Source organism: Pseudovibrio flavus (assembly GCF_009711345.1).
GTDB classification, from domain to species: Bacteria; Pseudomonadota; Alphaproteobacteria; order Rhizobiales; family Stappiaceae; genus Pseudovibrio; species Pseudovibrio flavus.
In genome coordinates, this window is record NZ_SMMA01000050.1 from 39759 (window position 1) to 66177 (window position 26419).

24 protein-coding genes are annotated in these 26419 nt (G+C 53.2%); 8 read left to right on the forward strand and 16 right to left on the reverse strand.

What is annotated here, in order from left to right; all coding sequences use genetic code 11:
• Window positions 1-12 precede the first annotated feature (12 nt).
• From E1162_RS02740 to E1162_RS02765, 6 genes are all read left to right on the forward strand, one after another.
• Window positions 13-1614, forward strand: coding sequence for an FAD-dependent oxidoreductase (locus E1162_RS02740; protein ID WP_155126436.1), 1602 nt, complete (start codon window positions 13-15; stop codon window positions 1612-1614).
• Window positions 1615-1628: 14 nt separating this feature from the next.
• Window positions 1629-1820 carry a DUF2783 domain-containing protein gene (locus E1162_RS02745; RefSeq protein ID WP_155126438.1) on the forward strand — a complete coding sequence of 64 codons (192 nt, stop codon included), beginning with the start codon at window positions 1629-1631 and terminating at the stop codon, window positions 1818-1820.
• Between the two features lie 34 nt (window positions 1821-1854).
• Window positions 1855-2394, forward strand: a complete 540-nt coding sequence (locus tag E1162_RS02750; protein WP_155126441.1) for a VOC family protein — start codon at window positions 1855-1857, stop codon at window positions 2392-2394.
• A gap of 89 nt (window positions 2395-2483) precedes the next feature.
• Entirely contained in the window at window positions 2484-3515 is a 1032-nt protein-coding gene (locus E1162_RS02755) for a TRAP transporter substrate-binding protein (protein ID WP_155126444.1), read from the forward strand.
• Entirely contained in the window at window positions 3512-4024 is a 513-nt protein-coding gene (locus E1162_RS02760; RefSeq protein WP_371311783.1) for a TRAP transporter small permease, read from the forward strand. Before E1162_RS02755 ends, E1162_RS02760 begins: the two co-directional genes overlap by 4 nt.
• Before the next feature lie 3 nt (window positions 4025-4027).
• Complete coding sequence (locus E1162_RS02765) at window positions 4028-5344, forward strand: TRAP transporter large permease (protein WP_155126447.1); 1317 nt, start codon at window positions 4028-4030, stop codon at window positions 5342-5344.
• Between the two features lie 88 nt (window positions 5345-5432).
• Here E1162_RS02765 and E1162_RS02770 read toward each other — a convergent pair whose 3' ends face one another.
• The 11 genes from E1162_RS02770 to E1162_RS02820 all read right to left on the reverse strand — a co-directional run bounded on the left by E1162_RS02770 (window position 5433) and on the right by E1162_RS02820 (window position 16293).
• On the reverse strand, window positions 5433-6437 hold the full coding sequence (locus E1162_RS02770) for a hypothetical protein (RefSeq protein ID WP_155126450.1): 1005 nt from the start codon (window positions 6435-6437) through the stop codon (window positions 5433-5435).
• Window positions 6438-7058: 621 nt separating this feature from the next.
• On the reverse strand, window positions 7059-7469 hold the full coding sequence (locus E1162_RS02775; protein WP_155126453.1) for an acyl-CoA thioesterase: 411 nt from the start codon (window positions 7467-7469) through the stop codon (window positions 7059-7061).
• 2 nt (window positions 7470-7471) lie between these two features.
• On the reverse strand, window positions 7472-8161 hold the full coding sequence (locus tag E1162_RS02780; protein WP_155126456.1) for an ABC transporter ATP-binding protein: 690 nt from the start codon (window positions 8159-8161) through the stop codon (window positions 7472-7474).
• Window positions 8158-8910 carry an ABC transporter ATP-binding protein gene (locus E1162_RS02785; protein ID WP_155126458.1) on the reverse strand — a complete coding sequence of 251 codons (753 nt, stop codon included), beginning with the start codon at window positions 8908-8910 and terminating at the stop codon, window positions 8158-8160. Before E1162_RS02785 ends, E1162_RS02780 begins: the two co-directional genes overlap by 4 nt.
• On the reverse strand, window positions 8903-9886 hold the full coding sequence (locus tag E1162_RS02790) for a branched-chain amino acid ABC transporter permease (RefSeq protein WP_155126461.1): 984 nt from the start codon (window positions 9884-9886) through the stop codon (window positions 8903-8905). Before E1162_RS02790 ends, E1162_RS02785 begins: the two co-directional genes overlap by 8 nt.
• 1 nt (window position 9887) lies before the next feature.
• Window positions 9888-10805, reverse strand: a complete 918-nt coding sequence (locus E1162_RS02795) for a branched-chain amino acid ABC transporter permease (protein ID WP_155126464.1) — start codon at window positions 10803-10805, stop codon at window positions 9888-9890.
• 71 nt (window positions 10806-10876) lie between these two features.
• Window positions 10877-12031 carry an ABC transporter substrate-binding protein gene (locus E1162_RS02800; protein ID WP_257098611.1) on the reverse strand — a complete coding sequence of 385 codons (1155 nt, stop codon included), beginning with the start codon at window positions 12029-12031 and terminating at the stop codon, window positions 10877-10879.
• A gap of 163 nt (window positions 12032-12194) precedes the next feature.
• Entirely contained in the window at window positions 12195-13820 is a 1626-nt protein-coding gene (locus tag E1162_RS02805; protein WP_155126467.1) for an AMP-binding protein, read from the reverse strand.
• Between the two features lie 39 nt (window positions 13821-13859).
• Entirely contained in the window at window positions 13860-15026 is a 1167-nt protein-coding gene (locus E1162_RS02810) for an acyl-CoA dehydrogenase family protein (RefSeq protein ID WP_155126470.1), read from the reverse strand.
• On the reverse strand, window positions 15026-15835 hold the full coding sequence (locus E1162_RS02815; RefSeq protein ID WP_155126473.1) for an enoyl-CoA hydratase family protein: 810 nt from the start codon (window positions 15833-15835) through the stop codon (window positions 15026-15028). The genes E1162_RS02810 and E1162_RS02815 overlap by 1 nt, the downstream gene beginning before the upstream one ends.
• Window positions 15832-16293, reverse strand: coding sequence for a MarR family winged helix-turn-helix transcriptional regulator (locus tag E1162_RS02820; protein ID WP_155126476.1), 462 nt, complete (start codon window positions 16291-16293; stop codon window positions 15832-15834). Before E1162_RS02820 ends, E1162_RS02815 begins: the two co-directional genes overlap by 4 nt.
• A 668-nt stretch (window positions 16294-16961) precedes the next feature.
• Between E1162_RS02820 and E1162_RS02825 the strand changes: the two genes are divergently transcribed.
• The gene (locus tag E1162_RS02825) at window positions 16962-17489 is read left to right on the forward strand and encodes a GNAT family N-acetyltransferase (protein ID WP_155126479.1); all 528 of its coding nucleotides are present in this window, start codon (window positions 16962-16964) and stop codon (window positions 17487-17489) included.
• Between the two features lie 813 nt (window positions 17490-18302).
• Entirely contained in the window at window positions 18303-18650 is a 348-nt protein-coding gene (locus E1162_RS02830) for a hypothetical protein (RefSeq protein ID WP_155126482.1), read from the forward strand.
• A gap of 526 nt (window positions 18651-19176) precedes the next feature.
• Here E1162_RS02830 and repC read toward each other — a convergent pair.
• The 5 genes from repC to E1162_RS02855 all read right to left on the reverse strand — a co-directional run bounded on the left by repC (window position 19177) and on the right by E1162_RS02855 (window position 26071).
• Window positions 19177-20532 carry a plasmid replication protein RepC gene (gene repC / locus E1162_RS02835; RefSeq protein ID WP_155126485.1) on the reverse strand — a complete coding sequence of 452 codons (1356 nt, stop codon included), beginning with the start codon at window positions 20530-20532 and terminating at the stop codon, window positions 19177-19179.
• A gap of 292 nt (window positions 20533-20824) precedes the next feature.
• Complete coding sequence (gene repB / locus E1162_RS02840; protein WP_155126488.1) at window positions 20825-21874, reverse strand: plasmid partitioning protein RepB; 1050 nt, start codon at window positions 21872-21874, stop codon at window positions 20825-20827.
• Complete coding sequence (gene repA, locus E1162_RS02845; protein WP_155126491.1) at window positions 21874-23079, reverse strand: plasmid partitioning protein RepA; 1206 nt, start codon at window positions 23077-23079, stop codon at window positions 21874-21876. Before repA ends, repB begins: the two co-directional genes overlap by 1 nt.
• Before the next feature lie 492 nt (window positions 23080-23571).
• Window positions 23572-25458, reverse strand: coding sequence for an acyltransferase family protein (locus tag E1162_RS02850; protein WP_155126494.1), 1887 nt, complete (start codon window positions 25456-25458; stop codon window positions 23572-23574).
• Between the two features lie 94 nt (window positions 25459-25552).
• Window positions 25553-26071, reverse strand: a complete 519-nt coding sequence (locus E1162_RS02855; RefSeq protein WP_257098612.1) for an HAD family hydrolase — start codon at window positions 26069-26071, stop codon at window positions 25553-25555.
• Between the last annotated feature and the right edge of the window lie 348 nt (window positions 26072-26419).

Sequence of the window (26419 nt, forward strand, 5' to 3'; positions counted from 1 at the left end):
GAGGTACGGTTCATGACGAAAATCTTTGAAGTCCCCCTCTACCCATACACCCGCAGTGCGGATCAGGATTCTCCGATGCCTGTCCGCAAGCCGGTGGTGGTGGTTGGCGCAGGCCCTATCGGCCTCGCCGCTGCCATTGATCTGGCCATGCAGGATGTTGCGGTTGTCGTGGTGGACGACAACGACAAGGTAAGCTGGGGCTCCCGTGCGGTTTGCTATGCAAAGCGCCCGCTGGAAATTCTCGACCGACTGGGCTGTGGAGACCAGTTCGTTGATACCGGCGTTCAGTGGAATATCGGCAAGGTGTTTTTTGACGAGCGTCAGGTCTACCAGTTTGACCTGCTGCCGGAAGAAGGCCACAAGCGCCCTGCCTTTATCAACCTGCAACAGTACTATCTGGAGCAGTTCCTTGTAGAGCGCGTTACCGAGCTTCAAGAGCAAGGCAAGCCAATCGAAATTCGCGGCCGCAACAAGGTGGTTGGCGTTGAAAACGGTGACGGCTTTGCCACCGTTACTCTGGAAACGCCAGAGGGTCCTTACAAGCTGGAAGCGGATTGGGTTATCGCCTGTGACGGCGCTGCCTCTCCAATCCGCCAGATGCTCGATCTAGACTTCAAAGGCCGCATCTTTGAAGACAACTTCCTTATTGCCGATGTGGTGATGGATGCCGAGTTCCCGACAGAGCGCTGGTTCTGGTTCGATCCGCCGTTCAATCGCGGGCAGTCTGCTCTGCTGCACAAGCAGCCGGACAACGTCTGGCGAATTGACCTGCAGCTGGGCTGGGACATCGACAAGGAAGAAGAGAAGAAGCCGGAAAACGTCATCCCGCGCCTGAAAGCAATGTTGGGCGAGGATGTGAAGTTCGAACTTGAGTGGGTGTCTATCTACACCTTCCAGTGCCGCCGTATGGAAACCTTCCGTGCAGGCTCGGTCATCTTTGCCGGTGACAGTGCCCATCAGGTGTCTCCTTTCGGTGCACGCGGTGCGAACTCCGGTCTTCAGGACACCGACAACCTTGGCTGGAAGCTGAAGCTGGTTATGGATGGCAAAGCGCCTGAAAGCCTGCTGGACAGCTACGACGAAGAGCGCATCTTTGGTGCGGACGAGAACATTTTGAACTCATCCCGCTCTACCGACTTCATTACACCGAAGTCAGAAATGAGCCGCATCTTCCGCAATAGCGTGCTTGAGCTGGCAGAAAAAGCAGAGTTTGCCCGTCCGTTGGTTAACTCCGGCCGCTTGTCTGTTCCGTGTGTTTATGACGGTTCCCGCCTGAACACACCGGACACGGCAGACCTGCCAATGCGGTCCCGTCCTGGTTCTCCTGCAAGTGATGCTCCGTTCAAGGGCGGCTGGCTGATGGACCTTTTGGGCAACGGCTTCCAGCTGCTGGCCATCAACACCACTGTGCCTGAGGCTCTGGAGTTTGACGGTATTCCAGTCACCGCAGTTCACGCCACCTGTGGCAAGGACGAGCTGCTGGCTGAACGTTATCTGGGCGACAGCGAAAGCGCTGTTTACCTCATGCGTCCGGATCAGCACGTTGCGGCCCGCTGGACATCCTACGACGAAGACGATGTGCGCAAGGCACTAGCGCGCGCAACTGGCCGGTAAGGGGAGACAAGACCATGAGCACCTTGCAAACCAAGCCAAACCTGAAAGACCCTGACGGGTTTTATTCCGAGCTGCTGAAAGCGCACGAAGGCAAGACACTGGAAGAGAGCCAGCAGATCAACGCCAAGCTTGTTCTTATCCTTGCAAACCATGTGGGCGACAGAGCGGTGCTTCGGGAGGCACTTGCTCTGGCCAGCGACAGCTAAACCCTTCGGGCACCATATTTCGGGAGTTTCATTGATGAAAATCGAGCAAATCCATCACGTTGCCTACCGCTGTAAAGACGCGAAAGAAACCGTCGAGTGGTACACCAAGAACCTGAACATGGACTTCGTTCTGGCAATCGCTGAAGACAAGGTTCCTTCTACCCACGAGCCGGACCCATACATGCACATCTTCCTTGATGCAGGCATGGGCAACGTTCTGGCGTTCTTCGAGCTGCCGACCAAGCCGGAGATGGGCCGCGATCCAAACACCCCTATCTGGGTGCAGCACATCGCCTTTAAGGTGAAGGACCGTGAAACCCTGCTGCAATTCAAGGAAAACCTTGAAAACAACGGCATCGAGGTTCTGGGCGTAACAGATCACTCCATCTTCCATTCCATCTACTTCTTCGACCCGAACGGCCACCGCATTGAGTTGGCCTGTCCGGATCCGCAGGAAGAAGCAATGCTTGAAAAGCTGGATGCCGTGAAGTGGCAGATGCTTGAAGACTGGAGCAAAACCAAGCGCGCACCAAAGCACGCTGAGTGGCTTCATAAGAAAGAGTTCACTGACTAACGCAATAACGCACCCCATCGAACACAAAGGGGCCTGAGAAGAGCGAGGAGGAAAGCCTCTTTTCAGGCCAGACATTCTGGGAGGATTATATGTTTTTGAAGAAGACCCTTATCGCCGCAGGTATTGCAGGTTTGATGGCCCCGTTCGCGCTGGCCAGCAGTGCAAGCGCTGACACCAAGCTCATTCTCAGCTCTTGGCTGCCTCCAAAGCACCCGATCGTTGTAAACGCGATCAAGCCTTGGGCACGTGAAATCAAAAAGGTAACTGACGGCCGCGTAAGCGTTCGCGTTCTGGCAAAGCCTGCTGGCGCACCACCTGCCCACTACGACATGGCAGTTGATGGCGTTGCAGACATCACCTACGGCCTGCACTCCTTTACCAAAGACAACCGCTTTGAGCGTTCGCGCATTGGCCAGTTCTCCTTCATCGGTGATGATGCTGTTGCTGGCTCCAAGGCATTTTGGAATGTTTACGCTGGTGATCTGGATGCGCAGGCAGAACACAAGGGCACCAAGGTTCTTGGCCTCTTTGTTCACGGCCCGGGCCTCTTGCACAACAACGTTCGCAAGGTTGAAACCGCTGACGACATGAAGGGTCTGAAGATCCGCGTTCCAGGTGGCTACATTGCAGACCTCGTGAAAGACATGGGCGCAAACTCCGTTTTCATGTCCTCCTCTGAAGTGTACGAGCAGCTTTCCCGCGGCATCATTGACGGCGCGACCTTCACCTACGAAGCGCTTACCGCTTTCAACCTGACCAAACACGTCAAGTACTCCATGAAAGTACCGGGCGGCATCTACAACACCACTTGGTTCCTCGTGATGAACGAAGGCAAGTGGAACGATATCTCTGCTGAAGATCAGGCTGCTATTGAAGCGATCTCCGGCGTTGCCTTCGCTGAGCGCGTTGGTAAGGCATGGAACGATGCAGACGTGAAAGCGACCAAGAAGATCACCGCAGCAGGTATCGAGCTTTACAACGCACCAGATGCCCTCGTTGACAGCATCAAGGCAAAGGCTGCCGCTTATGAAGCAGCATGGTCTGCTGCAATTGCTGAAGATGGCTTTGACGGCACAGCAGCTCTTGCTGAAATGCGCAAACAGTCTGGAGTTGCCAAGTGACGAAAGCACGCACCGAGCAACGGAGGGCGCGTAAAGCGCTCTCCCTCACCAAAATGATAAACCTTGGTGTTGGCATCGGCTGTTGTTTGCTTATCGCGGGCCTGACGGTTCTAACACTTGCTGACGTGGTGGGACGGTACTGGTTGAACGCTCCGGTAAGAGGTGCGTTTGAACTAACCCAGCTCATGCTCTGTGCGCTGGTATTTGCTGCCCTTCCATTAACAACCCATGCGAAAGGCCATGTAGAAGTCGACATTTTCTACGGCCTCGTTCCGCCAGTTGGACAAAACTTCATGCGTTTTGTCTCCTCCACGTTCTCTTGCGTGGTTCTGGGCATTCTGGCGTGGCGCCTCGGAGCTGAAGGACTAAAGCTTGGTCATGACGGTGCAGTTACCAATGCACTGGACGTTCCATACGCACCCCTTGCGTGGCTGGCTGCACTTTGCACCGCGCTTGCTGCTCTTTACGCCTTCCAGCTGATTTTTACTGCATTTCGTCGGGGGTACTAATCCATGTTTGAATCGCTCCTTGGCGGCGCTGTGCTGCTGACCCTAATCTTTTTGCGCGTACCTATCGCGTTTGCGATGATCGCCGTCGGTGCAGTTGGCTTTGCCTACCTGCGCGGCTGGAGCGCAACATGGTCCATGATTAGTACCACGACGTTTGAAACCGGCCTGTCCTACTCCCTTTCGGTGGTGCCGCTATTCATCATCATGGGCAACCTGCTCACCATTTCCGGTGTAAGTCATGGCCTCTATGCTGCTGCAAACCGTCTAACCGGCGGTGCACGCGGTGGCTTGGCAATGGCCTCCATTGTGGCCTGTGGCGGCTTCAGCGCTGTTTGCGGCTCGTCCCTTGCAACCGCTGCAACCATGTCCAAGGTTGCCATGCCGTCCATGCGCAAATACGGCTATGCTGACAGTCTTGCAGCAGGCTCCATCGCAGCGGGCGGAACACTCGGCATTCTTATTCCGCCAAGCGTGATCCTCATCATCTATGGCCTTATTACCGAGACCGACATCGGCAAGCTGTTCATCGCTGGTGTTATTCCCGGCCTTCTGGGCGTCGTTCTCTATCTTGCAGCCATCTACATTGCTGTTTTGATCAAGCCGGAACTTGCCCCAAAGAGTAACCACACCGAGCCATTCACCACCCGCGAAAAAGTAGGCGTGGGCGCAGTAATTGGCCTGTTCGCCCTTATCATGACCGGTATCTATGGCGGGTTCTTCACGCCAACAGAAGCTGCAGGTATTGGTGCTGGCGTGTCCTTCCTCATCGCTTTGGGAATGGGCGGTCTCACAACACAGAAGCTTTTCAACGCAACGCTGGACAGCGTGCGCACCACCGCGATGATCTTCATCATCATCATCGGTGCAGAAATCTTCGCCAACTTCGTGAACTTTGCTGGCCTGCCGGATTACCTGCTGGAGTGGGTGCTGGATATGGACATCAACGCCTATCTGGTGATCGCGCTCATCGTTCTCATCTACATTGCCCTTGGCTGTGTGCTTGAGAGCCTTTCCATGATCCTGCTGACCGTTCCTGTATTCTATCCGGTTATCATGGAGTTGGACTTTGGCGTGGAAGCGCTAAGCGATCCTGAATCTGTGCTCATCTGGTTCGCTATTATCGTGGTTGTTGTGACGGAGATCAGCCTCATATCACCGCCGGTTGGCATGAACGTCTTCATCCTGCGCAATGTGCTGCGCGATGTTTCCCTGCCAACTATCTTCAAAGGCGTGCTGCCGTTCTGGACCTCCGACATCGTGCGCCTTCTTATCCTCATTGCGGTGCCATCGGTTACGCTTTGGCTAGTCAATGCAATGTAGGGGCTCCCCCCTTTACTCCTCCCCTACATAAGAAAAGGCCGCCTTCCCAGCGGCCTTTTTGCATTTCTGATCCCATTAAGATCGCAGTCTAGAAGGTCATGGTCGCCCGCACGCCAACCGTAAAGCCAAGCAAGTCACCATCAACCAGTCGAAGCTTTCCACCTGCTGCATCGGTAGGAACCGAGCCATAGTCTACCTGAGGTGCGTGAGACAGGTAGGAAACCTCACCAAAACCACCAAGATTGATTGCGTCAGTGTACTGGTAATCCAGCGCGGCTTTGAGACTTGCACTCATCGCAGCCTTGTTGGTTTTCAATGAAGCAGATATTTCGCTTTCAGGACCAGAGTTCGTCCATATATTTTGATCCGCCGTGAACTTGGTCGCACTCTGAAACACGCCGAACTCACCTTTAAGCGAAGCAGAAAGATCCGGCCTAAGAGCTCTCTGGAATTGGGCGGATACGATACCACCCCAGTAGTCTGTTCGAAGCTCGTCGCTTTGCATCACCTGTGTAACAGCAGTGGAGCTGATCAGCCCGTGATGATTTCGTTCCTCACTTAAACGACGCGCGGAAGGACCAACGCCAAACACAAAGCTGCTTTCAGTCCCGACAACTTGGTGAATAGAGAGCAGTATCGCTGCACCACTATAGAAGAAGTCTCTTTCAACATCGGTGAAGAGAGTGTGTCCGTCACTGGTGCCCCATCCACCACCGTTATCTAGTCCAGCCCAACCATATCGTTCTCCTGGTCCACTATCTAAGAACGCATCATCTGAGTTTGATTGGGTTGCTGTAAAGCGCCCTTGGACGGACAGTGAGATGCCGCCGTTGGCATGTTCCATCGGCCGCAACATGGCACCATAGACGCCGCTAAGTGCAAAGCCTCCTGATACGCCATTGTCTACGTTCAGATCGCGAATTCTTTTAAAGGGAGTACTCTCTCCACGCTCAGCAAAAAACTGGCTCTCCTCGCCGACCAGAACTGCCGCTCCTAACTCCAATTGTGAGAAAAACTCGGCTGAATGGGCAGGGTTAGTCAGGCCCGCTGCAAAAAATAAAGCGGCGGGTAACCGAGATACGGCGGAAGGCATCTAAAAATCCATTATGCTTAAAATCTTAATGGAAATTAATATATTCAATTCGGGAGAGTATTTCCACCTATTATACAATCAAAGCTTGATAACCTTTGCTCTCCAACACCCCGTTGAGCGATGCCTTAAGCTTATCTGCCCAGCTTTGTGACCAGTCTAGCGAGCTTCGGCTAAGGAATAAAATTAGCTGTTTGGCTTCATGTTCGGGAAGAATATGATCAAAACTCACCCCATCAGAAAAGGTAACTATAAATTAGCTCTGGTCGGATATGCTGGATAGAAAAGCCCTCAACGAAACTCGCTAGTTGAACTATCTACGAACTACTTTCGACCCAAACCTCTTTACTGTTCTGTATTCGAAGGACTGTTCGGGTGGCTCGCTCAATCGTGCAACTACTCATACCCAACCCTATATGGTTACACTCAATCTCTACCAAATGCTTGATAACATCGTCCACGGGATCACCGCGTCTTAGACGTTGGGCGACTCCTATAAGACAAGAGTCATATTCATCTGCGTATTCGAGATGATCCCAAACTTCCCCAGGTGCGAGAAGACCAATTGGGTCCCATTCTGACCAGCCAATGTCTCTTAAGGTGGATAGCTTTATTTTCCCAATCTTATTCGCTCTCCAACACCTCGTTGAGCGATGCTTTCAGCTTATCTGTCCAGCTTTGAGGGCGGCCTTTGTCATTGATGTAGACAAGGGTCGATTTGGCCATAAAGCGTACCTCATCACCGCAGGTGCAAAGAAAAGACAGGTTCACACTGGAGCGGCCCACACGGGTCACGCCGAGCGCAATATCCAGCCGGTCACCGTGGCGGCTCGGGGCTTTAAAGTCCGTCTCGATGTGAGCGGTCGGGACACCGCCCCGTCCGCCGCGATGCATATCTTCAAACGGTTCGTTCATCGCTTCATCGAAGAACGCTTCAACCGTATCGTTGATCATCTCGAAATAGCGCGGATAAAACACAATGCCCGCGGGATCGCAGTGCTTGAACAAAACCTTTTGAGCAAAGTGAAACGCCATTTCTAAACCCCCAGATATTCTGCAGCGATGTCTTGGCTCATGTCGGCCATAGCGCCAGACCAAACCGTTTCGCCTCTTTGCAGAATTACCGCTTTGTCGGCGATCTTCTCCAGCTCTTTGACGGTCTTATCAACCACAAGAATGGAAAGGCCCGCTTCTTTGCGCAGCTCGCTGATCGCCTGCCAGATTTCCTGCCGCACAACAGGGGCAAGGCCCTCTGTCGCTTCATCCAGAATGAGAAGACGCGGGTTGGTCATCAGGGCACGGCCAATGGCAAGCATTTGCTGTTCGCCGCCGGAAAGGGACGCTGCAAGCTGGGTGCGCCGTTCTTTCAGCCGTGGGAACAGCTTGCAGACGCGCTCAAAGTCCCAAGCCCCTTTGCGCGCCGCCGCGCTGAGGTTTTCTTCCACATTGAGGTTTGGGAAACAGCGCCGCCCTTCAGGCACCAGACCAATGCCGAGGCGAGCGGCTTTGTGAGATGGCAAGCTCTTGAGGTCATGCCCGTCAAACGTCAGCTCGCCCTCTTTCACCGCAACCATACGGCAAATGGATTTGATGGTTGTCGACTTGCCCATGCCATTACGGCCCATAAGGGCGAGCACCTCGCCCTCCTCAAGGCTCAGCGACACTTTAAACAGGGCCTGCGCGGGGCCATAAAAAGCGGTTACACCGGAAAGCTCTAGCAAGCTCATAGGCTCTCCTCCCCAAGATAGGCTTTTTGTACTTGCGGGTCGCGGCGAATTTCATCAGCCGTTCCGCTTGCGATAATCTCGCCGTACACAAGCACGGAAATACGGTCAGCAAGGGCGAACACAGCATCCATGTCGTGCTCAACCAGCAGGATCGGCGCTTCGGTACGCAGGTTTTCCAAGAATGTGGTGAGCTGGGCAGAACCAGCCGCGCCCATGCCCGCCATCGGCTCATCCATCAAAAACGCTTTTGGTGAAAGGGTCAGCGCAACGGCAACTTCCAACTGGCGGCGCTGGCCGTGAGAAAGGTCTGCTGTACGAACCTTGGCTTGGTCTTGTAGGCCAACACGCTCCAAAGCATTCCAAGCAATATCCAGAAGCCGTTTGTCCTTCATGGCATTGCGGAAGAAGTGCCACGGAGAGCCCTTAGCCCCTTGCGCGCCAAGCACAACGTTTTGCAACACAGTGAAGTCCATCGCCAACGATGAAATCTGGAAGGTTCGGCCAAGGCCCTTACGGGCGCGGGCAACACGGTCCAGCGTGGTTACATCTTCACCCAGAAAGTGAACCGAGCCGCTGTCAGGTGTCAAACCGCCCGCAATCTGTTTGATAAGGGTGGACTTACCCGCACCGTTAGGGCCGATGAGCGCGTGGATCTCCCCTACCCGCAAATCCAGCGAAATGTTGTTACTGGCCTTCAGCGCACCGAATGACTTGCTGATGCCTTTAGTTTCAAGAACCAGATCAGTCATGGGCAACCTCCCTTCCGGCGAGCGTACCGATGAGACCGCCACGGGCGAACAGAACGACGAGCAGTAGCAGAGCGCCAAGATAGATCTGCCAGTATTCGGAGATCGGGCCGAGGAAGTGCTCCAACATGATGTAAAGCGCAGCACCAGCAACCGGACCATAAAGACGGGCGACACCACCAAGGATGATGAACACCATGATCTCGCCGCTCATGTGCCAGCTAAACATGGTCGGGCTGACGAAGCGGTTGAGGTCTGCATAAAGCGCACCGGCAAGACCGGTAATGGCAGCTGAAATTACGAAGGCTGCAAGGCGTAGGTTATAGGGGCGCATGCCCACCGTTTCCACGCGCTCCTCGTTCTGGCGTGCCGCTGCGAGCGCCAACCCAAATGGCGAGCGAGCAAGGCGGGCGGAGAACGCGATAACGATCATCAGAAGAGCGTAACAGATACCGAAGAACTGGATTGGCACCAGCGTATTCAAACCGGGGAAGCTGTTGCGGAGGTAGATGGAAAGCCCGTCCTCACCGCCATAAGCAGGCCAGCTGATCGCAAAGTAGTAGAGCATCTGCGCAAAGGCCAGCGTGATCATGATGAAGTAAACGCCGGAGGTGCGCAGTGACAGAGCTCCGATCAGTACGGCAACCAGAGCACTCACCACCATGGCAACCAGCCAAATGATCGGCATGGACTTGGTGCCATCAATCAAAAACGGCCATTCCATCAGCGGTACATAGGTTTGCGCGTGAGCTGCCAGAATGCCCATGGCGTAGCCGCCAATGCCGAAGAACGCCGCATGACCAAAGCTGACCAGACCGCCAAGACCAAGCGCAATGTTAAGGCCAACGCCAGCAAGGGCCAAAATGGCAACCTTGGTGGAAAGGGTGATGATGAACGGCTCGTCTGCCCAATAGGCCCAGAGCGGAACCAGCAGCAGGCCAAGGCCAATCACCGAGTTGAGGGATGTTTCGCGGCTCATCTTATGCCCTCCCGAAAAGACCAGAAGGGCGGAAGATGAGAACACCCGCCATCAGGATATAAATGAGCATGGAGGCAAGCGCAGAGCCGATCGAAGTCGCGCTGGAAGCATCCATGAACAAGCCAAAGGCTTGCGGCAGCAAAAACCCACCCAGAGTATCGGTAAGGCCAACAAGCAGAGAGCCGACGAGCGCCCCTTTGATCGAGCCAATACCGCCGATTACGATCACCACGAAGGCGAGGATCAGCACAGGCTCACCCATACCTACCTGCACAGACTGGATCGCGCCAACCATTGCCCCAGCAAGACCGGCAAGAGCAGCGCCCAGAGCAAACACCACCGTATAAAGGCGGGAGATATCAACGCCAAGCGCAGCAATCATCTCGCGGTCACTTTCACCTGCGCGGATACGGATACCAAGACGGGTGCGCGACACCAGCAGGAACAGCGCAACAGCAACAGCAAGGCCAACGCCGATAATGGTGAGGCGGTAAAGCGGGTACTGAATGCCGAATGGCAGCGTTACCGCACCGGAGAGATAGGACGGTACATCAAGGAACAGCGGAAACGAGCCGAACAGCCAGCGCGTTCCTTCAGAGAAAATCAGAATTAGGGCAAATGTCGCCAGCACTTGGTCCAAGTGATCACGGTTATAAAGCCGCCGGATAACAGCAAGTTCGATCACCGCGCCAGCAGCAGCGGCAGCAGCAAGGCTTGCAATGAGCGCCAAAAGAAACGAGCCGGTGGCAGCGGCGGTGGCAGCAGCGGCAAACGCGCCGACCATATAAAGCGAGCCGTGAGCGAGGTTAATCAACCCCATAACGCCGAACACCAGCGTTAGGCCCGCAGCCATAAGGAAGAGCATAACGCCGGACTGTAAACCGTTCAGCACTTGCTCGATCAAAAGAACGAGTGACATAGCGAGGAAGCATTCCTGAAAAGAAAAAGCGCAGGCGGTTACCCAAAACCCGCCTGCGCTTCTTGCGTTACTTAAAGCTTGCAGTCTGCCGCGTAAGCGTCTGCGTGGTTTTCAAGACCGGTAGCGATGATCTTGTTGGTGTAAACATCACCCTCTTTGATGACCTCACGAACGTAGATGTTCTGGATCGGGTGCTGGTTGTTACCAAACGAGAAGTCACCGCGAACGGAATCAAAATCTGCTTCGTTCAGCGCAGCGCGGAAAGCATCAGCATCTTTCACGTCCGCCTTGTCCATTGCGCTCAAGATAAGGTTAGCCGTATCGAAGCCCTGACTTGCGTAAAGGGATGGCAGACGGCCATACGCTTCCTGGAAGCTTGCAACAAACGCAGCGTTTGCTTCGTTGTCGATGTCTTTGTTCCACTGGGAGGTGTTCTTCACGCCAAGTGCTGCCGCACCTACAGCCTGCAAAATGCCCTGATCGAAGGAGAATGCAGGACCGATTACCGGAATATCAACGCCAGAGCCTGCATACTGCTTGAGGAAGGAAATACCCATGCCGCCCGGCAGGAAGAAGTAAACACTGTCAGCGCCAGACGCGCGGATCTGTGCAATCTCGGCTGCGTAATCAGTCTGGCCAAGTTTGGTGTAAACTTCACCAGCTGCATCACCCTTATAGAGGCGCTTGTAACCGGTCAGCGCATCTTTGCCCGCCGGATAGTTCGGCGCGAGCATGAAGGTTTTGCCAAAGCCGGCGTCGTTTGCGTATGCGCCAGCGGCTTCATGCAGGTTGTCGTTCTGCCATGCAACGTTGAAGTAGTTAGGATGACAGCCCTTACCCGCCAGAGGAGATGGACCTGCGTTTGGAGACAGATAGAACTTGCCCTGCGCAGTGGTTGCCGGAACAACAGCCATAGCAAGGTTGGACCAGATGATACCGGTGAGAATATCGACCTTCTCGGACTGGATCATTTTGTCTGCAAGCTGAACAGCAACTTCCGGCTTGCGCTGGTCATCTTCAATCACAACTTCCAGCATCTCGTTGCCAGCCTGATTGACTGCCAGCATGAAGCCGTCGCGTACATCGATACCAAGACCGGCACCGCCGCCAGACAAAGTGGTGATCATGCCTACTTTAACATTGCCATTGTCTGCCGCAGCGCTTGTAACCCCACCCGCAATGAGGGCCAGTGCCGAAACGGCCATTCCCAAGTTCTTCAAAAACATCAGGTTTCTCCTCTAGAAATTATTTATTCTGCAATTCCCCGAAGCGCCTTTGGCGCTCTCACTCCTCCGTAAAATTGCGCAGGTATATAACAAAGAAAAGAAACGTTCCTGCGTCAATAGATGAATTGATAGCTTTTCCGCCTACACCCAATGATTGCGTATTTTATGCGGGTGTTTGTTCCTTCAGCCTGTAGCGCTGCACCTTGCCAGTCTGCGTCTTTGGCAGCTCATCGCAAAAGATGACGGAGCGCGGATATTTGAACGGAGCGATCTTTGCCTTCACATGGTCCTGCAGGTCTTTTATAAGCCCCTCCTGCGCATCAAAGCCTTCATTGACCACCACATGCGCCTGAACGATAGAGCCGCGCTCCACGTCCGGCACACCGATTACCGCACACTCCATCACAGCAGGATGCGCAAGCAGTGCGGCTTCCACCTCTGGTCCGGCAATGTTGTATCCGCTGGAAACGATCATATCGTCGTTGCGGGCGGCGAAATGCAGATACCCCTGTTCATCCATCCAGAACGCATCGCCGGTAATGTTCCAGCCATTCAGCACATAGTTCTTCTGGCGTTCATCAGCGAGGTAGCGGCACCCTGTTGGCCCGCGCACCGCAAGACGGCCCACTTCACCGCGAGGCAGCTCTTCCCCGTCAGGGCCGATGATCTTGGCTTCGTACCCGCTCACTGGCTTGCCGGTACAGGCGGGTGCATGATCTTCAAACCGGTTGGAAATGAAGATGTGCAGCATCTCCGTTGCGCCGATCCCGTCCAGCATCGGCTTGCCGGTTTTTTCCATCCATGCTTCATAGACAGGTGCTGGAAGCGTTTCTCCTGCCGATACAGCGGCACGCAGGGAGGAAAGGTCAGCCCCCTCTTCCATCGCCGTCAGCATCACTTTGTAGGCGGTAGGCGCGGTAAAGCAGACGGTGGCGCGGTACTTCTCGATGATCTCAATCATCTTAGGCGGCGCTGCATTCTCCAGCAGCGTGGCCGCTGCCCCAAAACGCAGCGGGAAGATTGCCAGTCCACCAAGGCCGAAGGTGAACGCCAGCGGCGGAGAGCCTACAAACACATCCTCAGAAGTTACGCCCAACACTTCCTTTGCATAGCCATCAGCGATGATCAGCATATCGCGGTGAAAGTGCATGGTCGCTTTCGGCATGCCAGTGGTGCCCGATGTAAAGCCCAGCAGAGCCACATCATCACGGCCCGTCTTTACAGCGTCGAATTTCACCGGCTTTTCCAGTGCAAGGCGGTCCAGTTCAGCATCGTGGTTGGACGTGCCATCGAAGCCGACCACCGTTTTCAGGTAGCTGCTTTCTTTGGCGCATGCTGTCAGCTCATCCATAAGGCGGGTATCACACAGCGCGTGGGTGATCTCAGCCTTATCGACAATCTGCGTCAGCTCCCCTGCCCTCAGCATCGGCATGGTGTTCACTACCACCGCCCCTGCCTTGGTCGCAGCCAGCCAGCACGCCACCATGGCCGGATTGTTTGCCGAGCGGATGAGAACGCGGTTGCCGGGTTTAACGCCGAGGTCTTCCACCAGAGCGCGGGCCAGTTTGTTGGTCCAGTCCGTCAGCTCCTTATAGGTGCGACGACGCCCGTTGCCGATCAGCGCTGTGTGATCACCAAAGCCCTTCTCGACCATGGCATCTGTCAGCTCAACACCAACGTTCAAGTATTCTGGATAGGCAAAGCGATCCAGCAGCAGCTCCGGCCACTGGTCTGCGGCAGGCAGATTATCACGCGCAAAGGTATCGGTATGTGCGCTTGGTCCCAACATGTTTGTTCCCCTCCTCAACCAGTTCCAAGAGCCCCTATCTCAGGAACCGGTGAATGCGCCCATTGTCTGACGGGCGATGATTACCTTCTGCACGTCCGATGCACCTTCATAGATGCGCAAGGCGCGAATTTCTCTGTAGAGCCGTTCAACGGTTTCACCGCAGCGAACACCATCACCGCCGAAAAGCTGGACTGCCTTATCGATGACACTTTGAGCCTGATCGGTGGCGTAGAGTTTTGCCATTGCTGCTTCGCGGGAGATGCGTGGTGCGCCGCTGTCTTTGGTCCATGCTGCGCGGTAGATGAGCAGCGCGGCTGCATCTACGTCCATTGCCATGTCTGCGATATGCCCTTGCACCATTTGCAGCTCGAACAACGGAGCCCCTTGCACCTGACGGGTAGAAACTCGGCCAAGGGCTTCATCCAAAGCGCGGCGGGCAAAGCCAAGTGCTGCTGCTCCAACGGTAGAGCGGAATACATCCAGCACGGACATAGCGACCTTAAAGCCACTACCAGCCTGCCCCAGAAGAGCGCTTGTCGGAATGCGGCAGTCGGTAAACTTCAACCGGCCAAGCGGATGCGGGGCGATGGTGGCGAGACGATCAACCACTTCAAGACCAGGTGTGTTGGCCGGAATAATGAACGCGGAAAGCCCCTTGGCGCCCTCACCTTCACCGGTGCGGGCGAAGACAGTGTAGACATCCGCAATGCCGCCGTTGGAGATCCACGTCTTCTCACCGTTCAGCACGTAGCTGGAACCATCTTTCACCGCAGTCATAGATGAACGCGCAACATCTGAGCCTGCTTCTGGCTCAGTCAGCGCAAAGGCAGAGATCGCTTTTCCTGAACGGGTAAGCGGCAACCACTCCGCTTTTTGAGAGGGCGTTCCGAATAACGAGATAGCCCCCGTGCCCAGCCCTTGCATGGCGAACGCGAAGTCTGCAAGGCCATCATGACGGGCCAACGTCTCACGAGACAAACACAGCGAGCGAACATCCAGCACCGCCAATGGGTCGTCAGGGTCTACTGCAGTATTCTGCAAGAAGCCCGCCTCACCCAGTGCACTCACCAGCTTGCGGCAAGTGGCATCGGTATCGTGATGATCCAGCGCGTTCAGGTTGGCAGCTGCCCAGCTCTCCAACTCCGCTGAAAGTGTGCGGTGCTTATCTTCAAAGAACGGCCAGTTCAAGAAGCTCTTGTCAGTCATCAGTTACCCTCGAATACCGGCTTCTGCTTGCCGACAAAGGCGTGGTAGGCGCGTTCAAAGTCCGCCGTTTGCATACAGATCGCCTGCGCCTGTGCCTCTGCTTCAATAGCCTGCTCAATGGACATGGACCATTCCTGCGCCAGCATTGTCTTGGTCATCATGTTTCCAAAGTTCGGACCACTCGCGATGCGGCTGGCAAGCTCCGTAGCTTCACCAACGAGCGCATCTGCTTCCACCAGTCGGTTGAAGAAGCCCCAGTTGTAACCCTCATCAGCAGACATGGAGCGGCCGGTGTAGAGAAGCTCTGCAGCGCGGCCCTGCCCAATGATGCGAGGAAGAATGGCGCACGCGCCCATATCGCAGCCCGCAAGGCCTACACGGGTAAACAGGAACGCTGTTTTCGCCTGCGGCGTCGCAACACGCAGATCAGAAGCCATGGCGATAATAGCACCGGCACCAACGCAAACGCCGTCTACCGCAGCAATGATCGGCTTACCGCAGTTGACCATCGCTTTAACCAAATCGCCCGTCATGCGAGTGAAGGCCAGCAGCTCCTTCATATCCATCTTCACCAGCGGGCCGATAATGTCGTGCACGTCGCCGCCAGAACAAAAATTGCCGCCGTTGGAGGCAAACACCACCGCCTTCACATCATCACAGTAATGCAAGTCACGGAACCAATCGCGAAGCTCAGCATAGCTTTCAAACGTCAGTGGGTTTTTGCGCTCAGGACGATCAAGGGAGACAGTCGCAATGCCATTTTCAATGCTGCAGTTGAAGTTGACCGTGTTGGTATTTGCCGTTTTCAAACCTGTTCTCCCAATGCCTTGCCAAACGGCAGGCCCAATTCCAATTGTTTTGCCAAGAGTTCTGCTTGCTCTTCAGGAAACATCGCCAGCAGTTCGTTTATCCAGCGCTCGTGAGCTTCTGCCTGCAATGCGAACTGGGAACGTCCGTCATCTGTTAGCTTTACAAGAGACGCCCGCCGGTCTCCCGGCACAGCGACACGCACGACCAGACCTTCTTCCACCAAGCGATCAACAATGCCGGTCACGTTTCCATTGGAGACGCGCAGAACCGTAGACAGCTCGCTCATGCGTAGCCCATCTGAGTGGCGCTCTAGCGAGGCCAGCACATCAAAACGTGGTAAGGTGGAGTTGAACTCCTTGCGAAAGCGCTCTCGCAGTTCATTTTCGATGAGGCGGCTCAGTTTCAAAACGCGAAGCCAAAGGCGCAATCTGGATTTGGATGTCACAACACTATCCATGAGCGTAGCCCTCGCTCAAATCAGCGTCGTTTTCAAACCGCTTAAGCTGCAAAACTTGGCAGCTGACAAAACAAACTGCGCAAAACTGGCCAAAACACCCAGTACACCCGTCTAGATTTCTCACTCTACGCAAAGCTTCCCCCCTATGTCAGCCAAAGCCGACCGCTTGCGTGGCAACACCTAGACGGTAATCAGGGAATCAACTTAGTTCAAGCATGAAATTTATATGCATAAAATAGCTGCAGCGCACAACCAAGCTTTGTGCAGTGGCGAAAGGCTGAATAAAACGGCGTAAATTTTGGAACGCCGGAAGGTAGAGACCTTTAAAGAGCAGCTTACGTTGTGATTATAGAGCATTGCTCCTGTAAAACTAGGAAAAACAACCTGAAAATCGCAGAAATATGCCTGTTTTTCACGCATCTATAGCCAAACAGACGTCCCCTTAAACTGAACTTCTCTGAACGCACTAAAAGAACATCCAAAAGACTACTATTGCGCTCTCAAAATCTATTGGCAGCTGCCAATTATTTATCCAATTGGAGATCTTGTATTCAAAGATCCTTACGGGCAGCATTATAGCAGCAAGCATAAACGCTCTGTTCTTGGGGTCGGACGCTCAGATCACCGCCTTTGAATAAAGCGCTCATTAAATGCATTGGGGGTTAGATATGGCAGAACTACAAATCAAGAAACTAACCGCAGATGACCTCAGTAATCACATCGATGCGTTTGCTCACATTCTCCATAGCAATGTTTTGAGCGGTGCCTCTGTCAGCTTCGTGCTGCCTTTTACAATGGATGACGCTAAGACCTACTGGCTGCAGAATGTTCACCAGAAAGTTTCCACCGGAGCCGTCATCCTTTTTGCAGCGATGCTTGAGGGCAAAGTCGTCGGCACGGTGCAACTCGTTTTGGAACAACCGCCGAACCAGAAACACCGCGCGGATGTTTCAAAGCTCCTCGTTGATCCTGATTACCAAAGACGTGGCATTGCCAAGGCACTAATGGCCGCCTTGGAAGAAGAAGCGATTATCGCTGACCGTCACCACATCTTGCTAGACACGAAGACTGGCGATCGCGCCGAGAAACTTTATACGCTTCTGGGCTATGAAATCTGCGGCACCATTCCCAACTTCGCTAAAGACCCGGACAGCGATTTTCTAGCTTCAACCACGCTGCTCTATAAGATCGTCTAGGGAGCTGGGTTGCAGAAGAAGAGTGCGGAGCGGGCCCGCGCGAAATCTTCTACGTGGTGTATTTGCGCACTGCAGCCAGTGACCTGAAATGCGCGAGCGATGGTCATTCAAAGTTGCCTCTGCTTCGCTCTGAAACAGGCCCGTGACACATAAAAGAATACAACCACCGAGAAACGAAAACTATGATCTGAGGTTGTAGATCCGGCTAGTGGAGTAGGGAGCCGCAATAGTGGATTCGACGTCCATTAATCGCTGTAAACATCATCTGCAATTGAGCTCATTTCCCTCCCGTTTCTCCCGCCGAATTCTTCAATATGGTCTGCGTTTATGTCTCCAAATCCAATTAGTATCTGGTGTAGTTCAAGGCATAAAGAACACACAGATCAACTCCCTCGCAGGAGCTGGAAAACTTCGATAGAACCATTCCGATTTTGCCCTGACAACTGACGCCATCTGTCTGTATGGCAGCTGCCAAGTCGGTTCTTCCAGATCAATTCCAAATAAGTTAGTTCTCTTGGAAACGGCTGTTTTCTGCGGTTTATCGGGACTTGGCAGCTGCCAAGTTTATTGACTTCTCGGCTCCTGCAAGAGCACGAGAGCCGAACGAACTACAGGCACTTGGCAGTTGCCAAGTCGTACCGAAAACTAGTTCACTTTTCCCTCATCAATCAGTAACTTGATACGGAAATTGGTCCAAATTCATACGCCGGTAAAACGCATAAATACTTCCCGATCTGAGCGTATTTATGAGACCAAGAAGAGACCGAAACACCACTAAATATGTTGGTCGAAAAAACCAAATAGGAAAGCAAATTGGCGTCTATCTTTGGAACGATTTTCATCGAAAAATTGTTCCAAAAGTCATCGGTCGTCAGCGTCAATCTACAACCAAATAGTGATAATTCGAACGGATATTCGACCGACGAGGTGAGGGGAGTACGCCCCAGCTTGTTGCCCAAAATGACACTGCTACGGCTCAACATCACCCAACAAGTTTCCAATAATTGGCGAGTAAATCTCGGAGAAATCAGGAAGTCAGATCGCTGCGAAAAAGCGGCGAAAGAACAAATTCCCAAGGCGGAAAACAGATGGTTTTATTACCCGCTACAGCAAAGGTGCCTTCACTCAATCGGTACTCCTTCTTTTACAGAACTGTCTTAAAAGCTCGAATCGTCAGAAACCATTAACTACAATAGTCAGGGATGAATAGTGTCTAAAGTAAATAGGGAAGGGACGTAGATCCTGAGACTGAGATCCCGTTCGGTTGGTTTCAAGCGACTGCTATTTGCAGACAATCACTCGCTGTTGTTCTACGGAGAACAACGCCGAAAGCCCTCATAGAATTAACGGTAAAGAGGGTAGGGGAGTAGGGCCTATTGTACTGCAACCCTGCGAGAAACATCATTTTGAACGTGGAGTTATAGCACCTGCATTGCTGATCGATTACGTGTTTCGGAGCTAAACTCACCGCCGCAAGCAACAAAACCCAGCGCAACTTTTCTATCTAACCTCAACGGATAGCTGAGCCGTTGCTTTATGAAGGCAGGGTAGGGCTTCCAAATATGCATTGAGCCGAGTGAGGGGCTTGATCAATCCGCAGCCCAGCACTCCTTCTTCCCAGCCAAAAACTTACGCGATTCCAGCCTGCCCAACTCGCCGCAGTTCAAGCTTCGCATAAGACCAACACCTACGAAGCAGCCAATCCGAACAAGGATTTATGCAATGCAAGTTTACCGTCCTGGGCACGGTCCACACAGGCTCGGAAATAGCCGGCAGGAGAGGAAATTGCATCAGGATCGCGCATTGCCTTTTCGACGGTAACCGCGAGAATAGCTCCGGCCAAATAATCACCAACCGACGCGCAGGCGCTGTCCCAACCATTTGCAGATAGACCAATAGCTAACCGCAAATCATCGCTCGCCGCCGCCAAATCCTTCCAACTATCCAACTGGAGCCCCAAAACCTGTTGAACTTGCGAAGTTGCCGCGCTGAGGAGACCGATGGAAACGAGAGATAGATCGGCCTCACCCACAGGTTGGTATGAACTATGAGGCTTCAGTGTTCTTGATAGAGCACCACGAAGTTCTGCAGAGGTTGCTGCATTCGCGGCAAAAGAAGCACTGGCACGAGAGTTGCTAATTGGGTCCTTTTCAGGAGCCATATCGAGACTGCTGTTTGCAGGCGAGTTGTTTTTTGAGTGATCGTCGTTAGACGATCTCCGCTCAATTTTACTATTTATCAAAGAGTTTTGAGGGTTTGTATTATTATAAGAAGTGACTTCAATGTCATCCGCGCATGGCATTTCATTAGAAAATTCAGCGCTATTCCCCTGTGCGCTAGCTTCTGCGTGCTCTGAAATGATGTCAGTTGCCAGTTCAAAGATAATGGTCAGGCTTTCGGCACGCTCTACGGGCATCATAGCCGACTGTGAGAGACGCTCCATAGCCTCGCTCACTGCAGAAAGGTCAATGCCCTCAGCGAAAGCCAAACGCTCCATATCAGCTATTGCACGGGACAACCGGGTAACCGTACGCTTAGCTTCCTTTTCAGCAGCCAGCTTGCGTGCAAAAGCATCACCAATTTGCTTTAACTCTGCAATGCGTTGACGTGATGGAGAGAAGTCCAGGCCAAAACCGTTGCGGATCTCTCCCTGTTTACCGTTCTTAAACTCACCACGATGGATATAGCGACGACCTGTCGGGCTGTCTCTGTAGGCAAGAACACCCGCTTCCACGAGCTTACGAATTGAACGAATAACAGTGCGGGTAGAGCGACAAACATATTCAGAGAGTTTTTCATTAGAGATCGCCACAATAGGGCGGCGCTCTGGCTGCCAGTCGTCGGCAACGGTCAAGCCAATGAGAATATCCAGAATGTGATAGGTCGTGCCATCAATGCCGAGAGCCGGAGCCGCCTTCTTAAGCGCTAGCGCGACTTCAGCCTTTGTGGTTTTGACGATATCGTTTGCCATCGCCAAACGCTGGCTGGCGATCATAGCTGGCGTGAGTTTTCTAAACCCTGCGGTCCCTGCATGCCCGTGCATGTTACTGCTCCCCACTTGCGCTAAGGCACAAGTGATCCTGTGGGGAATACGGTTTCACACCGATCCCTCCCTAAAATCTCAGGGCAAACAGGAAGAAAGCACAAAAAACCCGCTTCAACACGTCAATGGACGGTTGATTCGTGGCAGGTCTCGCAGTAGGTTGAGATTGCTACATCCGGTTACGGCGAGTGCTTTGCGTACTTGTCTGACCAATGATTACCGGTCTTGCAGATTGCCGTCTGCAAGGCCGTTTTCATTTGCGCGGGAACTTCCCGCAGCTTCGATTAAACCATCAAGATCCCTCCTTGCTGGTCTTTTCGAATTCCTTCAAAAGCTCTGGCAAACGCGCTTTAAGGAACGACGCCAACGCTGGCGACTTCTTCACATCAACCTGAATGTTAAGCGCACTGTCGCTTTCCTTCAGCATGACCTGCTTGTTGCCAAGCCAGCTCTTCGCTGCAGGTGCCTTCTTCTCATCCTTGCTCGGGGCAGGGGAGGCGGCCACTTTCACAGCTTCCAGAACGGCTGCAAAGCGCTCGTCACTTGGCTGCTGGTCAAAGGCCGGCTCTACAACAAGCGCATCAACCTTTTTCTTCAGCCCCGCTGGCAAAGCGCCGTTGCTAAAGAAGCCGGAAAGCTCCTCCCAACGCGGACGGCCGATCTTAGGTGCAGGGCCAATCTTACGGATCAGCTCTTCTGGCAAGCCATTGGTAAGGCGTAAAAGCTTGGAAACAGTAGTCGCGTCCTTGCCAATGGCTTTGGAAATAACGGTCTGCGGGTAATCTGAAGACAAGCGATGGGCAAACAGAGCCGTCTCGATGAAAGAAAGGTTCTTACGCTCATGGTTTTCCTGACCTTGAGCAATAAGCAACTCTTCATCGCTGAGCGCTTTGACAAAACCTTTAACCGCGATACCAAGCTCACGGCAGGCGCGCCAACGACGGTGACCAAAGGCAATCTGGTAGCGTTCTGGATCCTGCGGGTGCGGGCGGGCCAAAATTGGCACCTGTTGGCCGCTCGCCGCAATAGATTCTTTCAGCGCTTCAAAGTCTTCATCAATAGAAACGGCAATGCGATCGGCGACAAAGGATGGGTCCATCAATTCAGGATCAAGATCTTGAACTACGCCGCCTTCCGCCATCATCTGGCGTAGCTTCTCGTTTTCCTTCTCAACGTTAGAGAAGGTAGAGCGCATAGATTTGATCGCGCCCGCAGAAACCTTATGTTTTGCGGGCACAGCCATGGTTTTTTCAAGGGTAGCGGGCTCTTTTGAAAGTTCGCTCGGGTCTACCCCGCCAAACATCGCCCGCATCTTTTTGGATCGGTCGCTCGCTTTGTTCATTAGCGGCCCCATACCTGTTTGATTAACTGGAAGACTTCCGCATTCGCTGCATCAACGGACTCAAGAGCACGGTTCAGCGTATCGCGGGTCATGTTGCCTTTTTCCACCTCGTAAAGGCTCTTCTTTTCAAGGCCAGCGTTGGCAATTGCGGTGGTCTCCACCACAGAAGCTGCCAAAACATCCGAGCCAAAAAGACCGCGCAAGAGCGCAGCAACGTTCAACTGCGGCACGTCATGAGGGGTGTGGCGGGTAAGCAGATAGCGCACAAAGTCATGGTCCAGCGAACCGCCAGCTTCCTCAATAACCGCCAAAAGCTCAGAGGTCATGGAGAGGAACTGGTTCATGGACGATACGTCGAGCATTGCCGGATGAACGGTCACAATCATGCCAGTAGCCGCATAAAGCGCGCCAAGCGTGAGGTAACCCAGCTGTGGCGGGGCATCGATAAGCACCACGTCATAATCATTTTCCACCTCCTGCAACACGGTTGCCATACGGCGGAAGAACATGCCATCGCCGCGCGAAAGCCCCTGCGCAATTGCTTGAGGCGTTTCGTGCTCATATTCCATCAGTTCCAGGTTACCGGGGACAATGTCCAGCTGAGGAAAGTATGTTTGGCGGATAACATGGGAGAGAGGGACCCGCTCTTCGTCATCATAACGAATGGCTGCATAAAGGGTCTGGTTCTCGTCAACATCGAACTCCGGCTGGTAGCCGAACATGGCCGACAAAGAAGCCTGCGGATCGAGGTCAATGGCAAGAACGCGAAGGCCCTGAAGCGCCAAATAGTGCGCCAAATGCACCGTTGTGGTGGTTTTAGCCGAGCCGCCTTTAAAGTTGGCGACGGCGAGCACCTGCATCTTGTCACCCTCGCGCCGGCGCGGGTCAAGACGAAGGGCATCCGCAGGGCGTTTTTCTGCCAGATACTGGCGAATTTCGTTGATCTGTTCGAGGGTATAAATCCGGCGGCCATTTTGCAGGCGCTCGGGGATAACTGCCTCGCCGTTGAGGGAAAGCTGGCGTAAACTGGATTCGGCAACGCCAAGAAGATTCGCAACTTCGCGCGAAGAGAAGGTTTTCAGCTTCTTTTTGGCCTCAGGCGGGTACATCTTTTCACGCAGGGACTGCAACTGTCTCGACAGCAGTTCGGAATGGCGCGAAAACTTCTCCGCAGATGTTTCGTCGTGTTCAGCTTCTAGCAGCATAGTTCAATCTACCCCGTGTGACGGTTTTAAATGGTGAGACACGGTTAAACCGTCATGCGCTATAATTTTTCAAAACCCCTTTCGCGTCAAACCCTTTATGGTTAACGCCGATTAACCTTTCTTAACGAAACCCAAGCCAAATCCAAATACAATCGCAGGTTTTTGCAGGAAACGGCAGAAACCCTAGGGGTATCTACGTGTTTTTAAACGAGAAGCGCGGCAAGAAGCTGTAAAAAGCCGGTTAACGCCCCTACGGAACTAGGTAGTCATCCCATACCCGTTTCTTGTGAATCGTTTCTGCTGAAAAGTTCCCGTTGGGCATTTAAAGGGGAATTTTCGATTCGAAAGACAGAATCGGTGATGTTATCGCCTGTTCAGCAATGGAACCCAGAACCGCAATGAAAGGCAGGATTCCCAACCCTAGCGCACTCAACACCTTAGCCCTCGACCAAGACTCCTAACCTTAGGTAATATCATGCTAGGCCAGTGCTTCTAAACGCCAAGAAACGGAAGTAGGTCGTCAGCGATTATCCTCGAACCGTTGCTGTAAAGGTGGTTGCCATCGCGATATATAAACTGACCATCTCTAAACAGCGCGCAGGCCTCTTCGTTACAAAGGCTATCGAAAGGATCAAAGAGCCAAACATGCTCGTAATTAGCCGCGAGTGCCGAAAGAATGGAACGTTCTTCTGCTTGGCTATCAGCTGCACTTTTGCGCGCGAGAAAACAGTTGGCAACGGATCCTGACAAAGTGAATTTGCAGCGTTCTGACGCACTACCAGCCAATGGAACCTGCGGAACGAGCACAACCTTTTTCCCAGCAGCTCCGAGCTTTTCTACCAGTGCGGCTAGGCTATTTTTAAAGAGAAGTTGTTCCGCGCCCCTGAGATACATATCCCACCGCGATGCAAGAACGACCTGGTCGATAGTCTGTTCATTTTCCAGCCAACTGAGCGTCTTTTCCGCCTGTTGCTGACACTTCTCGTCAAAACGTGATGCCCTGAATTCCGGTGCGTAAGAGGGGCAAGCGCTGCGGGTTTGAAGAACCATCGCCTTGCCTTGTGATTTCAAAACCCCGTCGAGACCAAGGCCAAAGTGCCGAGCGTGAGAGTCGCCCCAAATAGCCACTGAGGGAGCAAGACCAGAAACATCGCCAATCAAGCAACCTGTACGGTTACAGCTCTGCTTGAACGCTCGGTACTCTTTGTCCAGATCACTGATCTGCATCGAAGTTTGTGGTACGAAGTATGCGAGGTAAGCAGGGCTAGAAAAAACAAGCGCACCCAGAGCCACGAGCGAAAGCAACGTTGCAGGCAGCGCGACTTCTCGCAGGGCAAAGCTGCGTTTTCCGCACTTTCTGAAAGGCTGCTCGATCATGACGTAAAGCGCCCATGCAAGGGTAAAAGAGGCAATTAGGAAGACAAAGCGGATAAGAGCATTTTCGCTATAATCCGCCATAATCGTATAGGCGAATACGGCAATCGGCCAATGCACCAAGTAAGCGCTGTAAGAAATTTCGCCAAGGAAGCGAAGCGGACGAAGAGAGAGCATAGCGCTGACCAGCGCACCTTCCTTGTGGCTACTTGCCATCAAAAACACCGTGGCTAGACAAAGCAGCAATGCAACCTCTCGTGGCCATGGTTGACCTTTAGCTAGGAACAGGACTGTCACGATAGCAGCAGCGCTAAAAAGCTGACCCAATAAAACAGCCCTACGAGACAGCCCGTCAATGACCGTTAACGGCGTAATTGCGATCAGGCCACCCAAGGCAAACTGCCAAAGGCGTGTTGGTAGCGAGTAATAAGCTACATTGGCATCTTTAACGGTGAGAATGGCACTGGCAACCAACGACAGCAGGATGATAGCACCCATCGCAATCACCCTGCCTTTAGGGGAGAGCTTGAGTAAGCCAAGGCAAATGAGCGGCCATATGAGGTAGAACTGCATCTCGACTCCGAGCGACCACGTATGCAGCAGCGGCTTCAGATGGGCAGACCCTGCGAAATACCCGCTATCAGACGGCGCGAAAATGTTCAGAGAAAACGTTGCGGATTGGAGGAGAACCTTCCAGAAGGTGCCCAAGCCAAACGGCCATCCTGTAAACAAGATGAAACCTGCAACGCCGAGCAAAACAACGTAGTAGGCAGGAGCGATGCGCCACAAACGCTTGCGATAAAACCGGCCGATACCGGGAAGGCTCCAATCAAAGCGCTCCGACATCAGCATCTGCGTCATGAGAAAGCCCGAGAGGACGAAGAAAATATCGACGCCGGTGAAACCGCCCCTCATTCCAAGCAAGTCAAAATGGAAAAATAGTACCGCTAAAACCGCAATGCCGCGCAGACCATCAAGGTCTGGCCTGTGTAACCGTCCGCTCAAGTTGTGCCCCTAACTTCTTGAGGTATCCCCTAGAGCGCTTATAGGTGTGATGTACAACAGGCTGCAATAGCAGGTTGCTAAATTCCCGACGCACCTACCGTAAAATCAACTGCATAGTTTGTGCCCGGAAACTGGTCGAAGGGCTAACCTGCACCGCTTGCCAGCCGCGCTTTTGGGCCGGTTCTATATCGTTCTTCCAACTATCACCGGTGAAGAGGCATCGCTGGGGCGCTACGCCATACCGTCGTTCGATCAGTTCGAGCGCTTCTTGAGAGGGTTTACGGATGCCGAAGTCGGCATCACCACTCGCGTGGCAGAAGTCGAAGAGGGCAGGTAAGCCAAGCTCGTTCATCACTGCCCATTGAAACGCAGAAGGACCATTGGTGAGGATACCCAGTTTACAGCTCTCATGTGTATTCCGTAGCGCGCCAACGAGTTCGTCCACCCCATCGAAAAGACGCTGCGCCTTGGCCCATCCATCAACCATCCGCTGAAAGGTAGCGTCGATGTCTTTTGGCGCGTAGTGGGGGAAAACAGGCAGCAACAGCTTCACGGCCAGAGCAGGGACCATCCAACATGATGTGGGCTGACCAACGCTCTTTGTGGGCTTCAAAAGGTTCTCCAAACACCTCCTGAAAGAGCTCCGCATATTCAATTGTCGGATAGCAAAGCGTCGAATCCAGATCGAATACAACACAGTCCAGTCTTTCCTGAATCATCTATACGCCCTGCCGCAGCTTGCTGGTTGAAAATGACCTTCAAGGCCTAACCACTCGTCCCAAACTAACCTCAACAAAACACAGAGGCCAATCATGCGCAAATCTCATGTACGCATTAGGCACCTTTTATGGCAGCCATATTCTACCGCCAAGGCAATAGGCACCTAGCAATACCAACGTTTACGACAGCAACAATCCAAATATAAATATTGCCGTAATCTGAATAAACTTAAAAAACCACA

Excerpts from the sequence above, each read along its gene's own strand:
- E1162_RS02740 (WP_155126436.1), top strand. The coding sequence starts at position 13 with ATGACGAAAATCTTTGAAGTCCCCCTCTACCCATACACCCGCAGTGCG.
- E1162_RS02745 (WP_155126438.1), top strand. The coding sequence starts at position 1,629 with ATGAGCACCTTGCAAACCAAGCCAAACCTGAAAGACCCTGACGGGTTT.
- E1162_RS02750 (WP_155126441.1), top strand. The coding sequence starts at position 1,855 with ATGAAAATCGAGCAAATCCATCACGTTGCCTACCGCTGTAAAGACGCG.
- E1162_RS02755 (WP_155126444.1), top strand. The coding sequence starts at position 2,484 with ATGTTTTTGAAGAAGACCCTTATCGCCGCAGGTATTGCAGGTTTGATG.
- E1162_RS02765 (WP_155126447.1), top strand. The coding sequence starts at position 4,028 with ATGTTTGAATCGCTCCTTGGCGGCGCTGTGCTGCTGACCCTAATCTTT.
- E1162_RS02770 (WP_155126450.1), bottom strand. The coding sequence starts at position 6,437 with ATGCCTTCCGCCGTATCTCGGTTACCCGCCGCTTTATTTTTTGCAGCG.
- E1162_RS02775 (WP_155126453.1), bottom strand. The coding sequence starts at position 7,469 with ATGGCGTTTCACTTTGCTCAAAAGGTTTTGTTCAAGCACTGCGATCCC.
- E1162_RS02780 (WP_155126456.1), bottom strand. The coding sequence starts at position 8,161 with ATGAGCTTGCTAGAGCTTTCCGGTGTAACCGCTTTTTATGGCCCCGCG.
- E1162_RS02785 (WP_155126458.1), bottom strand. The coding sequence starts at position 8,910 with ATGACTGATCTGGTTCTTGAAACTAAAGGCATCAGCAAGTCATTCGGT.
- E1162_RS02790 (WP_155126461.1), bottom strand. The coding sequence starts at position 9,886 with ATGAGCCGCGAAACATCCCTCAACTCGGTGATTGGCCTTGGCCTGCTG.
- E1162_RS02795 (WP_155126464.1), bottom strand. The coding sequence starts at position 10,805 with ATGTCACTCGTTCTTTTGATCGAGCAAGTGCTGAACGGTTTACAGTCC.
- E1162_RS02800 (WP_257098611.1), bottom strand. The coding sequence starts at position 12,031 with ATGTTTTTGAAGAACTTGGGAATGGCCGTTTCGGCACTGGCCCTCATT.
- E1162_RS02805 (WP_155126467.1), bottom strand. The coding sequence starts at position 13,820 with ATGTTGGGACCAAGCGCACATACCGATACCTTTGCGCGTGATAATCTG.
- E1162_RS02810 (WP_155126470.1), bottom strand. The coding sequence starts at position 15,026 with ATGACTGACAAGAGCTTCTTGAACTGGCCGTTCTTTGAAGATAAGCAC.
- E1162_RS02820 (WP_155126476.1), bottom strand. The coding sequence starts at position 16,293 with ATGGATAGTGTTGTGACATCCAAATCCAGATTGCGCCTTTGGCTTCGC.
- E1162_RS02825 (WP_155126479.1), top strand. The coding sequence starts at position 16,962 with ATGGCAGAACTACAAATCAAGAAACTAACCGCAGATGACCTCAGTAAT.
- repC (WP_155126485.1), bottom strand. The coding sequence starts at position 20,532 with ATGCACGGGCATGCAGGGACCGCAGGGTTTAGAAAACTCACGCCAGCT.
- repB (WP_155126488.1), bottom strand. The coding sequence starts at position 21,874 with ATGAACAAAGCGAGCGACCGATCCAAAAAGATGCGGGCGATGTTTGGC.
- repA (WP_155126491.1), bottom strand. The coding sequence starts at position 23,079 with ATGCTGCTAGAAGCTGAACACGACGAAACATCTGCGGAGAAGTTTTCG.